The sequence below is a fragment of the Halobacterium sp. DL1 genome, assembly GCA_000230955.3.
In the GTDB taxonomy this organism is placed as follows: domain Archaea; phylum Halobacteriota; class Halobacteria; order Halobacteriales; family Halobacteriaceae; genus Halobacterium.
Window position 1 is genome coordinate 193,180 of record CP007060.1, and the last position, 15,149, is coordinate 208,328.

At 65.7% G+C, this 15,149-nt stretch carries 15 protein-coding genes, 2 tRNA genes and 2 rRNA genes; 12 read left to right on the top strand and 7 right to left on the bottom strand.

Going from position 1 to position 15,149, the window contains the following annotated elements:
• Positions 1 to 231: 231 nt before the first annotated feature.
• The 8 genes from HALDL1_02500 to HALDL1_02535 all read left to right on the top strand — a co-directional run bounded on the left by HALDL1_02500 (position 232) and on the right by HALDL1_02535 (position 7,285).
• Positions 232 to 3,120: ribosomal RNA gene (locus HALDL1_02500) — 23S ribosomal RNA — on the top strand.
• Positions 3,121 to 3,237: 117 nt separating this feature from the next.
• Positions 3,238 to 3,359, top strand: a 5S ribosomal RNA gene (locus HALDL1_02505).
• Positions 3,360 to 3,481: 122 nt separating this feature from the next.
• Positions 3,482 to 3,557: transfer RNA gene (locus HALDL1_02510), tRNA-Cys, on the top strand.
• A 124-nt stretch (positions 3,558 to 3,681) separates the two neighbouring features.
• A complete protein-coding gene (locus tag HALDL1_02515) occupies positions 3,682 to 4,491 on the top strand; it encodes a hypothetical protein (GenBank protein AHG05096.1) in 810 nt (269 codons plus the stop codon).
• Between the two features lie 101 nt (positions 4,492 to 4,592).
• Positions 4,593 to 5,393: a hypothetical protein gene (locus tag HALDL1_02520; GenBank protein AHG02620.1), complete on the top strand. Its 801-nt coding sequence runs from the start codon at positions 4,593 to 4,595 to the stop codon at positions 5,391 to 5,393.
• A 54-nt stretch (positions 5,394 to 5,447) separates the two neighbouring features.
• Positions 5,448 to 5,648, top strand: a complete 201-nt coding sequence (locus HALDL1_02525) for a hypothetical protein (protein ID AHG02621.1) — start codon at positions 5,448 to 5,450, stop codon at positions 5,646 to 5,648.
• Positions 5,649 to 5,932: 284 nt separating this feature from the next.
• Positions 5,933 to 6,856 carry a histidine kinase gene (locus HALDL1_02530; protein AHG02622.1) on the top strand — a complete coding sequence of 308 codons (924 nt, stop codon included), beginning with the start codon at positions 5,933 to 5,935 and terminating at the stop codon, positions 6,854 to 6,856.
• A gap of 6 nt (positions 6,857 to 6,862) precedes the next feature.
• A complete protein-coding gene (locus HALDL1_02535) occupies positions 6,863 to 7,285 on the top strand; it encodes a chemotaxis protein CheW (GenBank protein ID AHG02623.1) in 423 nt (140 codons plus the stop codon).
• A 200-nt stretch (positions 7,286 to 7,485) separates the two neighbouring features.
• Here HALDL1_02535 and HALDL1_02540 read toward each other — a convergent pair.
• Positions 7,486 to 7,559, bottom strand: a tRNA-Lys gene (locus HALDL1_02540).
• A gap of 92 nt (positions 7,560 to 7,651) precedes the next feature.
• On the opposite strand from HALDL1_02540, the gene HALDL1_02545 reads away from it, so the two are divergent.
• Positions 7,652 to 8,896: a peptidase M20 gene (locus tag HALDL1_02545; protein ID AHG02624.1), complete on the top strand. Its 1,245-nt coding sequence runs from the start codon at positions 7,652 to 7,654 to the stop codon at positions 8,894 to 8,896.
• Here HALDL1_02545 and HALDL1_02550 read toward each other — a convergent pair.
• From HALDL1_02550 to HALDL1_02560, 3 genes are read right to left on the bottom strand one after another with little or no spacing between them, the layout of a single operon-like run.
• Positions 8,888 to 9,550 (bottom strand): hypothetical protein, encoded by a 663-nt coding sequence (locus HALDL1_02550; GenBank protein ID AHG02625.1) that lies wholly within the window; start codon positions 9,548 to 9,550, stop codon positions 8,888 to 8,890. The two genes, HALDL1_02545 and HALDL1_02550, sit on opposite strands and share 9 nt — an antisense overlap.
• A gap of 49 nt (positions 9,551 to 9,599) precedes the next feature.
• A complete protein-coding gene (locus tag HALDL1_02555) occupies positions 9,600 to 9,713 on the bottom strand; it encodes a hypothetical protein (GenBank protein ID AHG02626.1) in 114 nt (37 codons plus the stop codon).
• Entirely contained in the window at positions 9,710 to 9,799 is a 90-nt protein-coding gene (locus tag HALDL1_02560) for a hypothetical protein (protein AHG05097.1), read from the bottom strand. The genes HALDL1_02555 and HALDL1_02560 overlap by 4 nt, the downstream gene beginning before the upstream one ends.
• 154 nt (positions 9,800 to 9,953) lie before the next feature.
• Between HALDL1_02560 and HALDL1_02565 the strand changes: the two genes are divergently transcribed.
• From HALDL1_02565 to HALDL1_02575, 3 genes are read left to right on the top strand one after another with little or no spacing between them, the layout of a single operon-like run.
• A complete protein-coding gene (locus HALDL1_02565) occupies positions 9,954 to 10,283 on the top strand; it encodes a hypothetical protein (protein AHG02627.1) in 330 nt (109 codons plus the stop codon).
• A 42-nt stretch (positions 10,284 to 10,325) separates the two neighbouring features.
• On the top strand, positions 10,326 to 12,086 hold the full coding sequence (locus HALDL1_02570; protein ID AHG02628.1) for a ferredoxin--nitrite reductase: 1,761 nt from the start codon (positions 10,326 to 10,328) through the stop codon (positions 12,084 to 12,086).
• A 2-nt stretch (positions 12,087 to 12,088) separates the two neighbouring features.
• Positions 12,089 to 12,352, top strand: a complete 264-nt coding sequence (locus HALDL1_02575) for a hypothetical protein (GenBank protein ID AHG02629.1) — start codon at positions 12,089 to 12,091, stop codon at positions 12,350 to 12,352.
• Between the two features lie 37 nt (positions 12,353 to 12,389).
• Here the strand turns inward: HALDL1_02575 and HALDL1_02580 are convergent, their stop codons facing one another.
• From HALDL1_02580 to HALDL1_02590, 3 genes are all read right to left on the bottom strand, one after another.
• Positions 12,390 to 12,782 carry a hypothetical protein gene (locus HALDL1_02580; GenBank protein ID AHG02630.1) on the bottom strand — a complete coding sequence of 131 codons (393 nt, stop codon included), beginning with the start codon at positions 12,780 to 12,782 and terminating at the stop codon, positions 12,390 to 12,392.
• Positions 12,783 to 12,979: 197 nt separating this feature from the next.
• Complete coding sequence (locus HALDL1_02585) at positions 12,980 to 14,257, bottom strand: beta-lactamase (GenBank protein AHG02631.1); 1,278 nt, start codon at positions 14,255 to 14,257, stop codon at positions 12,980 to 12,982.
• A 66-nt stretch (positions 14,258 to 14,323) separates the two neighbouring features.
• The gene (locus tag HALDL1_02590) at positions 14,324 to 15,034 is read right to left on the bottom strand and encodes a hypothetical protein (protein AHG05098.1); all 711 of its coding nucleotides are present in this window, start codon (positions 15,032 to 15,034) and stop codon (positions 14,324 to 14,326) included.
• Positions 15,035 to 15,149 lie beyond the last annotated feature (115 nt).

The window sequence follows — 15,149 nt, forward strand, 5'->3', positions numbered from 1 at the left end:
ACGTGCAATCCAGGCGCTCACTGGACTCGACCACCGTGGTCGAGTACCGACTGTTGGTCACATCCGTGACTCAACAGCGCTCACCCATTGTGTGGTGAGCATCGTTGACTGCTCTGCAGTCAACATTCATCGTCGTTGGCTGCTCTGCAGCCAACAGCTCGACCACCTCGTGTGGTTGAGTACCATATTCGTCGACTGCTTTGCAGTCGACTACCAACGTGGCTACTGTGCCACCTGGTGAATAGCTCGGCTCGGATGCCGATGAAGGACGTGCCAAGCTGCGATAAGCCTGAGGGAGCCGCACGGAGGCGAAGAACTCAGGATCTCCTAATGGGAATCCCTTCAACAATTGCTTTGCGCAATAGGGAACGGCCGGAATTGAAACATCTTAGTACGGCCAGGAAGAGAAATCGAATGAGACGCCGTTAGTAATGGCGAATGAACGCGGCACAGTCCAAACCGAAGCCTTCGGGCAATGTGGTGTTCGGACTGGCTTTCATCGCCGGAACGTTCTCGTGAAATCTCCTGAAACGGAGTGCGATACAGGGTGACAGCCCCGTAACGTGGACAAGTATGGCGTGCGTCAGCTCCAGAGTATCGGGGGTTGGATATCCCTCGTGAAGATGGCAGGCATCGACTGCCAAGACTAAGTACTCTCCGAGACCGATAGTGAACAAGTAGTGTGAACGAACGCTGAAAAGCACCCCACAAAGGGGGTTGCAATAGAGCTTGAAATCAGGTGGCGATGGAGCGACGGGGCATAAAAGGCCTCACTGGGAACGATCCGGGTGCAAACCCGCAGTAGGACCTGTGAGGAGCCGATGTTCCGTCGTACGTTTTGAAAAACGAGCCAGGGAGTGTACCTGTTTGGCGAGTCTAACCGGATCATCCGGGAAGGCGTAGGGAAACCGACATGGCCGCAGCATTGCGAGGGCCGCCGTGTTCAAGCGCGGGGAGTCAAACGGGTACGACCCGAAACCAGGTGATCTACGCGTGGGCAAGATGAAGCATGGCGAAAGCCATGTGGAGGTCTGTTAGGGTTGGTGTCTTTCAACACCCTCCCGTGACCTACGTGTAGGGGTGAAAGGCCCATCGAACCTGGCAACAGCTGGTTCCAACCGAAACATGTCGAAGCATGACCTCTGCTGAGGTAGTTCGTGGGGTAGAGCGACCGATTAGGGAGTTCAACTCCGAGAGGAGTTGACTCCCTTGTCAAACTCCGAACCTACGGACGCCGTCGACGCAGGGAATCCGGTATGCGGGGTAAGCCTGTGTACCGTGAGGGAGACAACCCAGAGTTAGGTTAAGGTCCCAAAGTGTGAGCTAAGTGCGATTGAAGGTGGTCCCGAGCCCTAGACAGCCGGGAGGTGAGCTTAGAAGCAGCTACCCTCCAAGAAAAGCGTAACAGCTTACCGGCCGAGGTTCGGGGCGCCCAAAATGATCGGGGCTCAAGTTCACCACCGAGACCTGACGGCGCGTATAACAGCGCGATCCAGTAGGTTGGCATTCTGTTCGGGCGGAAGCTCGGGTGAGAACTCGAGTGGACCGAATGGGAACGAAAATCCTGGCCATAGTAGCAGCGTTAGTCGGGTTAGAATCCCGACGACCGAGAAGAGCAAGGGTTCCTCGGCAATGCTTATCAGCCGAGGGTTAGCCGATCCTAAGGCCTGCCGTAATTCGAACAGGTCAAAAGGGAAACTGGTTAATATTCCAGTGCCACCGTACAGTGAAAGTCGACGCCTCGGAGCAGCTTGAGCCGGACTTTCGTCCGGTCGAACCGTCCAAGTCCGTGGAAGCCGTAATGGCAGGAAGCGGACGAACGGCGGAATAGGGAAACTCGAGTCAATCTGGGGCCCGTGAAAAGACGAGTACGGTGTTCGTACCGAGATCCGACACAGGTGCTCTGGCAGAGAAAGCCTAGGTCTGTCGGGAACAACCGACGTTAGGGAATTCGGCAAGTTAGTCCCGTAAGTTCGCGATAAGGGATGCCTGCCCAGCAATTGGGCAGGTCGCAGTGTCTTGGAGGCTCCGACTGTCTAATAACAACATAGGTGACCGCAAATCCGAAAGGACGCGTACGGTCACTGAATCCTGCCCAGTGCGGGTATCTGAACACCCAGTACAATGGGGCGAAGGACCCGTTAACGGCGGGGGTAACTATGACCCTCTTAAGGTAGCGTAGTACCTTGCCGCTTCAGTAGCGGCTTGCATGAATGGATCAACGAGAGCCTCACTGTCCCAACGTTGGGCCCGGTGAACTGTACGTTCCAGTGCGGAGTCTGGAGACCCCCAAGGGGAAGCGAAGACCCTATAGAGCTTTACTGCAGGCTGTCGCTGGGACACGGTCGCTAATGTGCAGCATAGGTAGGAGACGTTACACAGGTGCGTGCGCCAGCACGTCGCCGAGTCATCAGTGAAATACTACCCGTTAGTGACTGTGACCCTCACTCCGGGAGGAGGACACCGGTAGCCGGGCAGTTTGACTGGGGCGGTACGCGCTCGAAAAGATATCGAGCGCGCCCTAAGGCTACCTCATCCGGGTCGGAGACCCGGAGAAGAGCGCAAGAGCATAAGGTAGTCTGACAGTGTCCTACACAACGAGGGACGCTGAGGCGAAAGCCTGGTCTAGCGAACCAATGAGCCTGCTTGATGCGGGCCATTGCTGACAGAAAAGCTACCTTAGGGATAACAGAGTCGTCACTCGCAAGAGCACATATCGACCGAGTGGCTTGCTACCTCGATGTCGGTTCCCTCCATCCTGCCCGTGCAGAAGCGGGCAAGGGTGAGGTTGTTCGCCTATTAAAGGAGGTCGTGAGCTGGGTTTAGACCGTCGTGAGACAGGTCGGCTGCTATCTATTGGGGGTGTTTTGGTGCTTGACAGGAACGTTCATATAGTACGAGAGGAACTATGAACGGGTGCCACTGGTGTATCGGTTGTCCGAGAGGGCAAGTGCCGAGCAGCTACGCACCACGGGGTAAGAGCTGAATGCATCTAAGCTCGAAACCCACCTGGAAAAGAAGCACCGTTGAGGTCACTCGTAGAAGACGAGTTCGATAGACTCGGGGTGTACGCGTCGAGGCAACGAGACGTTCAGCCCGCGAGCACTAACAGACCAATGCCACACACTCATGCACTTAACCACATACGTGGTCGAGTCCAGGCGTTAACTGGATTGCACATACACACGGACGTCCGCCGACGTCGGCGTACAACGGTTCGATTCCGTTGGTCGGTATTAAGGCGGCCATAGCGGCGGGGCCACTCCCGTACCCATCCCGAACACGGAAGATAAGCCCGCCTGCGTTCCGATCAGTACTGGAGTGCGCGAGCCTCTGGGAAATTCGGTTCGCCGCCTGCCATTCATACTTTCATAGCCTCGAACAGCAACAGCGCTGTTCGGGGCTTTCTGCATTTATTTCGCGGAGTAGCGACACTGTGGACCGCTACGTTTAAGCGAGCGAACCAAGTACGACGAACTGCGCCAAGGTGGCAGAGTCCGGCCTAACGCAGCGGCCTGCAGAGCCGCCCATCGCCGGTTCGAATCCGGCCCTTGGCTTTTCGCGAGGACGAAGACGACCGCCGAGAGACATCACTAGTCGGCCGCGACGAGCGCGCCGACCTTGCGGCTGCAGCCCACAGGCTAAGTCGCTGTTCGCCCAACTAGGAATCGAGGCGGAACGATGACCAACGACACCAACCTGGCGACGTTCCGCGTAGTAACGGCCCACGACCAGATCCGGGAGCTGGCCGACAGTCACGGTGCGAGTCCGAACGTCGTCGAGCGCTCAGACGGCCGTCGTCAACTCAGCATCGAGAGGCCGACGAACGGGTCGGCGGAGGCGCTTTCCTGGGAGCAGTTCTTCGAGCGTTTCGAGAGCACGGACCAGGTGCTCGTCTACCGGCCGGCCGAACCGAACGAGCGAGACAACCCAATTTTCGACGTGGTCGACCGTGACGCGGTGGGCATCGGTGACGGCGACGAACCACCGGGCGAGTCGGTCGAAGACCACACCGAGCCGTTGGCGACTAGCGACACGGGCGACCACGAACCGGTCGCGTACGACCACGGAGAGAGCGTGGACCACGGCGACGACGAACCCGAGGACGCGTCGGTCGCACCGGCGGCCGACACCGAGCACGGGCCAACGGCTGCGACGGAGGGACTGGTGCTGGACGAGATTCACGGCGCCCAGTCGGGGATGGGTCGAGACGTCGACGACGAGTTCCTCGTCTTCGAGAACGACGGCGACCAGCGCCTCGACCTCTCCGGGTGGGTCGTCCACAACGACGAGGGGCGGTCCTACCGGTTCCCGGAAGGAACGACGCTCGCACCCAGGGAGCAGGTAACTCTCCATAGCGGGGACGAGCGAGACACGGAGGACCACTACTACTGGGGCGCCGGAGACCCCGTCTGGGGAGACCAGCGGGACACGGTAACCGTCGAGACGCCGGCCGGCGAGCGCGTCCTGAGCGTCTCCTACGAGGTCTGACACCGACGGGGCGCTGACAGGAGGGCGGCTGCACGACCCGCCCGCGGCTGTCTCGGCCGCGGAAAGTAACGATTATACGCCGCCCACTACACGCTTCGAGTATGCAACGACGTGCTGCAGCGATATCCGTCGCTATTCTGGTTCTGCTGGCGGCCGGTTCGTTCGCACTCATCGGCGCCGCAGAGCAGCCGGCGGTGTCGCTGGAGGACCCGGACTACTCTGTCGCATCGAACGAGACCCGGACTGTCGGTGGAACGGAGTACCAGTTCGGTGAGGTCTCCGAGGGTTCGGCGTCGGCGACGTGGGTCAACGAGTCCGCCCAGTACACAGAGACCTGGAGCGAGAACGATACGGTCGCCTACCAGGGTGCGAACTACACGGTCGTGATTCCGGACGGAGAGGACCCGACGACGTTCACGCTCGAGGAGAACCAGACGGTCGACCGCCCCACCGTCGAGCAGAACGGCACGACGTACGTGGTCATCGAGGACGGCGAGAACCGCACGCTCGTGCCCCGCGACGACTACCTCCCGGAGCCGAGCGTCTTCGAGTTCAGCGAGGGGGACGTCGTCGACTACGAGGGCAACGACAACGAGACCACCGTGGCCTCGGTCAGCCCGAGCGAGGTGACCATCGAGTGGTTCGCGCCGATGACGAACGACCTCTCGTTCAGCGAGGGCGAGAACACCACATTCGGTGAGACCGACTACAGGGCGCACTTCGCCCAGCAAGACGGCACCACCGTCCTCCAGCTGACGACCGACTACGCGGACTACAGCGACGACGTCGACGCCCAGCAGTTCTTCAACGAGCGCGTCAACGGCCTCTGGGGCGTCGTCATCCTGACGCTGTCCGCGGCGGCGCTGATCGCGATGCTCGCGTTCCTCCCCTCCCGGTACTGAGCCGACGACTCTCGATTCGTCAGCGTTAACGTCTTCCGCGGCGACCGCTCCTCCATGCAACAGCTGTTCGCGGACAGGCTGGACGTGTTCGGCGTCCTCGTCGGCGCGTTCCTCGCGCTCGTCGGTCTCGGAACGCTCGTCGGGATGCCGTGGCAGTACGGCGCCAGCGGCGTGGTGACGGTCCTCCAGATCTTCGGCGCGCTGGCGGCAGTCGCCGTCGGCGTCGGTCTCGCCTGGCTCACGCACACACAGTAGATATCGAATATCTTTCACGAAGCTCCTACGCGGCTACTAGCCGCGGTTGCGTTGCCGTCGTCTTCCACGCTTGACAGCACCCCCGAATGGTCGATAGTCTGGAACGATCTCGGGTCGGGAGAGTCATTGCACGTTATATCCTCCATTTTGTTTACCGCAGTATATTCCGTCACTCTCGCCCTCTAGTGGATCATTTCGTGGATTTATTGCTATATTTTCCAGGCCGTTATCAGATACGAATCCAATCACATAACGTATTTATAACATTACTGTCATTGTCTGCCATGGCCGAGAGCAATACCACGACTATCGAGGACGATCTCGACGAAGATGTCGTTGACGACGTTGACGGCGACGCCGACGAGGAGATCGTTGAGATACAGGAGTCGCTGGCGGAGTTACACCGGTCCTCCGTCGAGATTGCCGGATCCATCGACGAGATCACCGAACTGTCCGATGGACAGGCAGAGAACATGGCGGAGGTCTCCAGCGAAGTGTCGGAGCTGAGCGCCGCCATCGAGGAGGTAGCGGCGTCCGCTGACCAGGTATCGTCTGCTGGCGAGGAAGCCCGCGCGAGTGCCGAATCCGGCCAGGAGTCCGCCGACGAAGTCATCGACGCTATGGAGAGCATACAGAGCGCCTCCGACACCGTTGCCGAGGACGTCCGGACGATCCAGCGTGGCGTCGAGAAAATCGACGAGATCACCGAGGTCATCAACGACATTGCCGACCAGACGAACTTGCTGGCGCTCAACGCCAGTATCGAGGCCGCACGCGCAGGTGAAGCTGGTAGCGGGTTCGCTGTGGTCGCGGACGAGATTAAGGAACTCGCTAGCGACTCTCAGGACCAGGCCGCCGAAATTGAGGTTATGGTCTCGGAGATTCAGACCGACGCTGAGAACGCTGTCGAGAACCTCGAGACGAACACAGTCGAAGTGGAGGACGGTCTCGAGAAAGTAGAGGAGGCGATGCACACGCTGAACGAGATCTCGGAGGCCGTCGACGAGGTCTCCCACGGCATCGAGGAGGTCGCAAGCGCCAGCGACCAGCAGGCCGCCAGCGCGGAGGAGGTGTCCGCGATGGTTCGGGAGACCTCGGAGCACGCGGCCGACGTCAGCGACGAAACGCGGGATATCGCCGCTGCCGTCGAGGAACAGACCGCGATGGTGAAGGATATCGACGACGCTGTCAACAGTCTAACTGACTGACTGACGATGTCCGTCACCACTACACAGGGCGACGAGCAGGTTCTCACGTTCCAGCTTGACGGCCAGGAATACTGCGTGTCGATCACGGCGGTGGACGAGATCGTGGACTACAACCAGGCGGTCACCGCCCTTCCGGAGACTGACACCCACGTCGCAGGCGTCATGGACCTGCGTGGTCGCACTACCACCGTCGTCGACCCGAAGGAGGTACTCGACACCGAGGGCGACGGCGACGGTGACCACGTCGTCGTCTTCGACAGCGAGGGAGAAGACGCCAACCCTGTCGGCTGGATCGTCGACTCTGTCAGTCAGGTCATCGGGTTCGACCTGGAGGACATCAGCGAGGACGTCGAGAGTTCGCTCGCCCGCGGGGTCGTTCGCAACGACGACGACCGATTTATCGTCTGGCTGGATCCCACTGCGTTCTAACTGGCGGCTTGTTGTCGGCTGTCTCACGCCCGACACTCTCCGTTCTGGGTCACCGAAAAGCGAGCCGGGCGCGATGTTGAATCGCCGGAACTTCGCTCCCACAGGTCGCTCGTTCCGTACTTCAAATCGCTGGCCCGCGGCACGACTACGAAACGACGCGAGCGACATCGCAGTCGCTCGCGGTCGTTGTCTAAGAGTAGCGGGCCGGGCGCGATTTGAACACGCGACCGTCTGGTTAAAAGCCAGACGCTCTGCCAAACTGAGCTACCGGCCCTCGGTTACACGTCTCTTGGCGCGACGTTAAACGTTTACCATCCCCGGAACTCGCCCGGAAGGCTTAGGCCGCCGTCGGTGGACGCCTCTGCCATGGACGACCTCCAGGAGTTCGCGTCGCGCCTCGTCGGCTTCGCCTCCACGACGGGCGACGAGGCTGCCGTGGCGGCGTGGTTCGAGTCACGACTCGCCGGTTGCGGTTTCGAGACGTACACGTGGCAGCCGGACGCCGATCGCCTGGCGTCCCATCCGTCGTTCCCGGACGAGCCCCGGGAGATCGACACGGACGACCGCCCGAGCGTCGGTGGCGTCCTCGAGTTCGGCGACCCGGACGCGGGGCCGACGGTCGTGCTCAACGGCCACCTCGACGTCGTGCCCGCCGACCCCGAGGTGTGGTCGGCGCCGCCGTTCGAGGCGACGTGGAATGGAACCGAACTCACCGGTCGGGGCGCCGCGGACATGAAGGGCGGGCTGGCGGCGTGCGTGTTCGCGGCGTGCGTGTTCGCGGCGAAGCGACTCGCTGCGGACGGCGCAGGCGACCTTGACGGCAGGGTGGTCGTCGAGGGCGTCGCCGGCGAGGAGGAGGGCGGTGTCGGCGCGGCGGCTGCGGCACTCGACAACCCCTACCCATTCGAACGCGACGCCGCGGTCGTCGCCGAACCGACCGAACTCACGCCGGTCGTCGCCTCGGAGGGGAGCCTGATGAAGCGTCTCCGGATCACCGGCCGGTCCTCGCACGCGGCGACGCCGTGGCGCGGCGAGTCCGTCCTTCCCCACTTCGAGGCCATCGAGCGGGCGTTCGAGGAACTCGCGGCCGAGCGCGAGGACCGGGTCACCCACCCGCTGTACGAGGCGTTCCCGACGAAGTGGCCCGTCGTCTGCGGCACCGTCGACGCGGGCGACTGGGCGTCGACCGTTCCGGCGTCGCTGACCGCCGAGTGGCGCATCGGCGTCGCGCCCGGAGAGACAGTCGCGGATGTAGAGGCCGAGTTCGACGCCGCGCTCGAATCGGTCGTCGCGGACAGCGATTGGCTCCGCGAGCACCCGCCCGCGTTCGAGCGGTTCTCCGTGCAGTTCGAACCCTCCGAGGTCGACCCGGACGAACCGGTCGTGCGCGCGGTCCAGGGCGCGATGACGGCCAACGGTTTCGACGACACCGAGGCCCGGGGCGTGACCTACGGCGCGGACGCCCGCCACTACGTCGACGCCGGCATCCCGACGGTCATCTTCGGACCGGGGAGCATCGACCAGGCGCACTTCCCCGACGAAACAATCGACTTCCGGGAGGTCGAGGCAGCCGTCGACGTGCTCGCGGCCACCCTGCGTCGTCTACTCTGAGAAGTACTCGCGGAGCGCGTCAGCGACGACGTCGTCCGGGTCGCGGTCCAGGTCGCTGGCGTGGCGCCGCAGGTCGCGGTACACCGTCGGGGGGAGTCTGAGACGGAGTTCGCCGGGCGTCACCCCGAGGTCCGCGAGCACGTCCCCGACGTCGCGGCCGTCGTTGACCTCGCTGGCGGCCGCCCGGACGTCCCGGACCGTGAGGTCGGTGTCGACGACGGCCCACGCGAGCAGGTACCGGTCGTCGCCGTCGATGCGCGCGATGTGCTTGGCGGCCGACGGCGGGATGGCGCCGCGGGCGACGTGCTCGCGGACCGCCCGCGGCAGGTCGTGGACGCGCGCCCACTTCCGGATGAACGAGACGCCGACGCCCTCGCCGGCGCGCTCCGCGGCGGCCTTGTACGACCCCACCGCGCGCACGAGCGCGGCGCAGGCCGCGGCGCCCCGGAGCACGTGCAGGTGGCTGTCTTCGAGTTCGTTGCGCGCGAACGCGGCGACGGTGTCGGCGGCCTCGGCGACGCTCTCGGGGTTGCCGGGGTCGAACGCGACGGCGTCCCTGGCGTGGTCACCGGTCACCCGCTCGTCGCCGCGAACGACGGGTTCGCCGACGGGTGACTCGCGGTCCGTCGGCGGCCGGCCGTCGTCCTCAGTCATGACGTTCTGTAGCGGTGGCGGCGTAAAGTCCCTGTTGCTCGTCGCAGCGTTACTCCTCGGCCTCTTCGCGGCGCTCGGAGAGGTACTCCCAGATTTCCGTGCAGCCGGCGCCGGGTTCGACGTCCGCGAGGTGGTCGTCGTCGCGGTCTGTGCGGTCGCTCACTCGCCGTCCCCCTCCGTCGGGACGAACAGTTCCGGGGCGACGTCGGCGGACGCGTGCTGGCGGCGGCCGCGTGGTCGTTCTGACATACTCCTCGCTAGGGGAGGGTAGCGCATAACAGTCGCTTCCCCCGCAACGCCCGCCAGTGCTGACCGGTACCGGCGAGCCCTGACGGTGTCCGTGACGACTGGCAGGCGTTGCCCGCGCCGACGAGGGGAGGGGGACGCGGCCCCGAGTAGTGGCATGGCGACGCGACTGCGACTGCTCGACGACGCCGCGTGGGTCAGCGTGAACGACGACCGCGCGGCGGGCGCCAGCGAGGTGTGGCCGGTCGCGGACTCGTTCTGTGCGTGCCCGCTGGCGTGGCTGGCCGTCGAAGCGTTCGTCGAGGTCGGTGCCGACGGCCGTCGCGTGGACGCCCGGGCGACCGGCCACTGCGTGACGTGCGGCGAGGCCGGGACGACGTCCTGGCTCCCGGTCGGGCGCGTGACCGACGACGGGTTTTCGACCGCGACGGGGGTTCGTCGGTCCCGGCAGGGCTCGCCGACATCGGCCTGCCGCACGGAACCTTGACACCAAACGCGGCTTGGTAAGGGTGAGACTCGACTAGTCGGTATGGCCACGGACGTCGAGCGCTGGAAAGACGAAGTTTACGGCAACGACATCCGCGAGCACCTGTTCAGGTTCGCGGAGGAGGGGTGGGACGCCATCCCCGAGGACGAGCACGACGAGTGGTTCGAGCGGTTCAAGTGGTGGGGGCTGTACCACCAGCGGAAGGGTCAGGAGTCCTACTTCATGATGCGCATCGGGACGCCCAACGGCGTCCTCGAACCTGGCCAGCTCCGCACCGTCGCGGAGGTGGCCGACGAGTACGCCCGCGGTCCCGTCGACAATCCGGAGTTCGGCGCGGCGTACTGCGACTGGACGACCCGCCAGTCCATCCAGCTCCACTGGATCAAACTCGAGGACATCCCGGACATCTTCGAGAAACTGGAGGCCGACGGCCTCTCCACGCAGCAGGCGTGTGGTGACTCCTGGCGCAACATCGTCGGCTGCCCGGTCGCCGGCAAGGACACCCACGAGCATATCGACGCGTGGCCGGTCGCCGAGGAACTCCACGAGACGTTCAAGGGCAACGACGAGCACTCGAATCTCCCGCGGAAGTGGAAGGTGTCGGTCACCGGCTGCGACCAGGGCTGCGGCCAGGGCGACATCAACGACCTCGCGTTCGAACCCGCCGAGAAGCACGGCGAACTCGGCTTCAACGTCCGCATCGGCGGGGGTCTCGCGCGCAAGGAGCCGCGGTTCGCCCGCGACGTCGACGTCTGGGTACCCGAGGAGAAGGTCGTCGACATCGCGGACGCGGCGACGCGGCTGTTCCACGACCACGGCGACCGCGACAACCGCTTCAACGCCCGCATCAAGTTCCTCGTTGACGAGTGGGGCGCCGAGAAGGTGCGCCGCGTCCTCGACGAGGAGTACGCCGACTGGGACCTGGAGACCGCGGGCGAGGACCTCCGCGACCAGTACACGTACAACGCGGGCGGCGACGAGCACGGCGACCACGTCGGCGTCCACGAGCAACCCGACGGCAACTACTACGTCGGGCTGAACGTCCTCGTCGGCCGGCAGGGCGTCGACGACGTCATCGAACTTGCGGACCTCGCCGACGAGTACGGCTCCGGAGAGGCCAGGCTGACCCAGCGCCAGAACATCATCGTCACCGACGTCCCCGAGAGCGACCTCGACGACTTCCTCGCCGAGGACCTGCTCGAGGACTACTCGCCTGACCCCCACCCGTTCATGCGCGGGTCCATCGCGTGCACGGGGACGGAGTTCTGCTCGCTGTCCATCGTGGAGACGAAGAACCGCCAGGTGCGCTACGCGCGCTGGCTGAAGGAGAACGTCGATGTCCCCGACGGCGTGACGGACTTCCACATCCACCTCTCGGGCTGCACCGCCTCCTGCGCCCAGCCCCAGATCGCGGACGTCAGCCTCCGCGGGATGAAGACCCGGAAGGACGGCGAACCAGTCGAGGCCCTCGACGTCGGCCTCGGCGGCGGCCTCGGTGAACACCCGCAGTTCGCGGACTGGGTGGAGATGCGCGTGGCCGCCGACGAGGTGCCGGGCTACATCCAGAACCTGCTCGCCGCCTTCGACGAACAGCGGGAAGGCGAGGAGACGTTCCGGGAGTTCGTCGCCGCACGCGACGAGGACGCGCTCGGTGACCTCGCGGACCCCGAGGAGACGGACTACGAGGACCCCTACATGCACAACACGAAGATGACGTGGTACCCGTACGCCGACGAGGACGACCTGGACGCGAGCCCCGCCCCGACGGACGGCGACGGCGAGACCATCTCGGCGGACGACTGACGATGGCCGACCGCGTCCTCAAGGTCAACGCGTTCACGACGTTCACGCTGCTCGACGGTGAGGTCGAGGGCCACGGCTGGCAGACCGACGCTCCCGCCGTGCTGAACGTGACGACCGGCGACGGCGACGTGATCCTCGAACTCGAACTCGACAACACCGAGACCGACGAGGTCCAGTCCCACGCCGACCGCGCTAGCCTCTCGCCCGACGAGGCCCGCGAACTCGCCGCGGAACTCGAATCGTACGCCGACCGCGCCGAGGAGTAACCGTCCTCGCGGTGCTCCGTCTCGGTGCACACCCCTTCTATTCGGTGTCGCCCTCCCAGTCCGCGCGCTCGCGCCACTCCCGTTGCTGGCGGCGCTCGGTGACGTGTTCCTCGCCGCCAGCGAGTTCGTCGCGGACCGCGGTCTCGAACTGCGTGACATCCGTGAGCAGGCCGTGCCGGAACGCCTCGACGAGTTCGTAGCTCCACTGGTCGCCGACGGCGCCGGCGGGCAGGTGGTCGTCCCGGAGCGCGTCCGCGAACTCATCGTGACCGGTCTCCCGCAGCAACTGCTCGGCCTCGTCGAGGTGGTCGACGCCGCGGCCGAGGCTGTGGTGGAAGCCGAGGAGGCGTCCGTACGCGCGGTAGACGTGCTCGACGCCCAACTGGAGTTCGTGGAGCGCATCGCGCTCGTCGGGGGTGGGGTCGTCCATGTACATTCGTAGCACGGCGACCCGGTTATTCCTGCGGGCACCCCGGCACCGAACGCCTCATGCAGTGGCTGTTTGCGCGCCCCGGCCGACCACCCCGGAATGTCGGCTGCGTCCGCGTCCCGCGGCTCCCGCTGGTTCGTCGTCGTGGGCGGCGGCTTCCTGGTCGCGTTCTAGTCCGCCGCGCTCGCGGGCCGTAATTAGACGGTGACGCGCTCGCCGAGTTCGGGCGCGCTCGCCGCGAAGCCGTCGGCGCGCAGCTCCTCGGCGAAGTCGGCGCAGCGGTCGCCGTGGTTGACGAGCAGTTCGCTCCCGCGGTACTCGTCGAGGAACGCCAGCAGACCGTCGCGGTCGGCGTGCGCGGAGAAGTCGTGGCTCTCGACCTGCGCGGCGACGCGACGGTGGCGGCCGTCGAGTTCCGCGCTCCCCGTCTCGAGGAGCTCTCTGCCCGGCGTTCCCTCGACCTGGTAGCCCGTGAACGCGACCTTGTGCTGGGGGTTGCCGGCGATGGCGGGGACGTAGGTCATCGCCGGGCCGCCCGCGAGCATCCCGGCGGTGGTGACGATGGCGGTCTGCTTCTCCGCGATGCGGCGGCGCTGGCCGTTCCGCGTGCTCGCGTCGACGAAGCGCGCGTGGCCGCAGGCCCGCCCGAAGGCGTCGGGGTCCCGGAGGAACTCGGGGGTCTCCCGGAACCGCTCGGTGACCGCGACGCCCATCCCGTCGACGTAGCACGGGACGTCGTAGGCGTCACAGACGAGCATCGCCTCCTGGGTGCGCCCGATGGCGAACGCGGGGACGACGACGGTGCCGCCCTCGTGGATGGTCTGGGTCACGGAGCGCGCGAACCCCTCCTCGACCGTCGCGCGGTCGGGCCGGGTCACGTCCGCGTACGTCGACTCGCAGAGCACCACGTCGGCGTCCGGGCGCGCGGTCGTCCCGGAGAGCAAGCGCTGGTCCTCGGTGTTGAAGTCCGCGGTGTACAGCAGGCTCGTCTCGCCGTCGTCGACGAGGACGTGGGCGCTTCCGGGGATGTGGCCGGCGTCGAAGAACGTCACCTCGTGGCCAGCGGCGTCGAACGGCTCCCCGTAGCCGTGGGTCTCCGAGACTTCGCCGAGGCGCGCGACCTCGGTGTGCGTGAACGGGCAGTCGTAGCGCCCGCCGCGGTCGTTCCACTTGTGGTGGTCGCCGGGCGCCATCCCCTGGAGTTTGAGTGTGTCCTGCGCGAGGAGGCGCGTGAGGTCCCGCGTGGGCGGCGTCCAGTGGATGGGCGGGCGGCGGTCCCCGGAGAGGAGCGCGGGCAGCAGGCCGACGTGGTCGAGGTGGCCGTGGCTCGCGACCACGGCGTCGGGGTCCACCGAGTCGACGGGGAACTGCGGCGGGGTGCCGGACTGCATCCCGTAGTCCAGCAGGAGGCTGTCGTTGACGAGGATGGCGCTCCGGCCGACCTCCCGGGCGCCGCCGAGGAACCGAATCTGCATTGGCGGGGTGTAGTGCGCCGGCGCGTTTGACGCCGTCGGTCGACCGGTCCCGGTAGCGGGGCGCCGCTACCCGAGGACGCCGACCAGCAGCGACGCGGCGAGCGCTACGACGGCGACGCCGGCGACCGTCTGCGCGGCGGCGTGGGTGCGGGCGCTGACGCCGCGGGTCGCGCTGAACAGGGCGCCCGCGCCAGCACCGAGCGCGCTCATTGTCGCCGTGATGGCGACGGCGTAGGTAGCGACGGCGGCCGCGACGACGCCGGGGCCGTAGTTCCCGAGCAGCGTGGAGGCGAAGACGAGCATGGAGACGGGCGGGGAGAGCGTGAACAGCGCGCCGACGGCGCCCGTCCTGAGGTAGGCGACGGTGTCGTGGTCGTGGTCGCTGGCGTCGAACCCCGGGAGCGGGAGGGCGACGTGGGGGTGGCTGTGCGTGGTGTCGCCGTGGTCGTGTTCGGCCGTCGAGAGGGCGCGTCGCGCGCCGCCGATAGCCATCGCGGCGCCGAGCGCGCCGAGGACGACGCCGACGCCGGCGGTGCCGACGGCGTCGAGGACGGCGGGGAAGTCGGTCTGGCCGAGCAGGACGGAGGCGGCGGCGAGCCACGCGACGACGAGCGCGACGTGGCCGAGGCTGAAGCACGCGCCGGCGAGCGCCGACAGCCGCGAGTCGCCGTACTCGCCGGTGAGTGACGCGATGCCGGCGACGTGGTCGGGTTCGATGGCGTGGGTGACGCCGAGGACGCCGGCGGTGGCGAGCGCGCCGAGGGCGGTGGCGCTCACGGCCCCCGAGTCACCCGCGCTATCGTGGCCGACGCAACTGGCTCGCCGGACAGGGTTCGTTCGACGTCGACGGCTGGTGGGGCGTCGCGGTCGCGGACTCGACTCATCGAACCGA

Bases quoted from the DNA above. Each gene is read 5' to 3' on its own strand.
- HALDL1_02520 (AHG02620.1), top strand. From the start codon at position 4,593: ATGCAACGACGTGCTGCAGCGATATCCGTCGCTATTCTGGTTCTGCTG.
- HALDL1_02550 (AHG02625.1), bottom strand. From the start codon at position 9,550: ATGACTGAGGACGACGGCCGGCCGCCGACGGACCGCGAGTCACCCGTC.
- HALDL1_02515 (AHG05096.1), top strand. From the start codon at position 3,682: ATGACCAACGACACCAACCTGGCGACGTTCCGCGTAGTAACGGCCCAC.
- HALDL1_02545 (AHG02624.1), top strand. From the start codon at position 7,652: ATGGACGACCTCCAGGAGTTCGCGTCGCGCCTCGTCGGCTTCGCCTCC.
- HALDL1_02565 (AHG02627.1), top strand. From the start codon at position 9,954: ATGGCGACGCGACTGCGACTGCTCGACGACGCCGCGTGGGTCAGCGTG.
- HALDL1_02525 (AHG02621.1), top strand. From the start codon at position 5,448: ATGCAACAGCTGTTCGCGGACAGGCTGGACGTGTTCGGCGTCCTCGTC.
- HALDL1_02580 (AHG02630.1), bottom strand. From the start codon at position 12,782: ATGGACGACCCCACCCCCGACGAGCGCGATGCGCTCCACGAACTCCAG.
- HALDL1_02530 (AHG02622.1), top strand. From the start codon at position 5,933: ATGGCCGAGAGCAATACCACGACTATCGAGGACGATCTCGACGAAGAT.
- HALDL1_02585 (AHG02631.1), bottom strand. From the start codon at position 14,257: ATGCAGATTCGGTTCCTCGGCGGCGCCCGGGAGGTCGGCCGGAGCGCC.
- HALDL1_02535 (AHG02623.1), top strand. From the start codon at position 6,863: ATGTCCGTCACCACTACACAGGGCGACGAGCAGGTTCTCACGTTCCAG.
- HALDL1_02570 (AHG02628.1), top strand. From the start codon at position 10,326: ATGGCCACGGACGTCGAGCGCTGGAAAGACGAAGTTTACGGCAACGAC.
- HALDL1_02575 (AHG02629.1), top strand. From the start codon at position 12,089: ATGGCCGACCGCGTCCTCAAGGTCAACGCGTTCACGACGTTCACGCTG.
- HALDL1_02560 (AHG05097.1), bottom strand. From the start codon at position 9,799: ATGTCAGAACGACCACGCGGCCGCCGCCAGCACGCGTCCGCCGACGTC.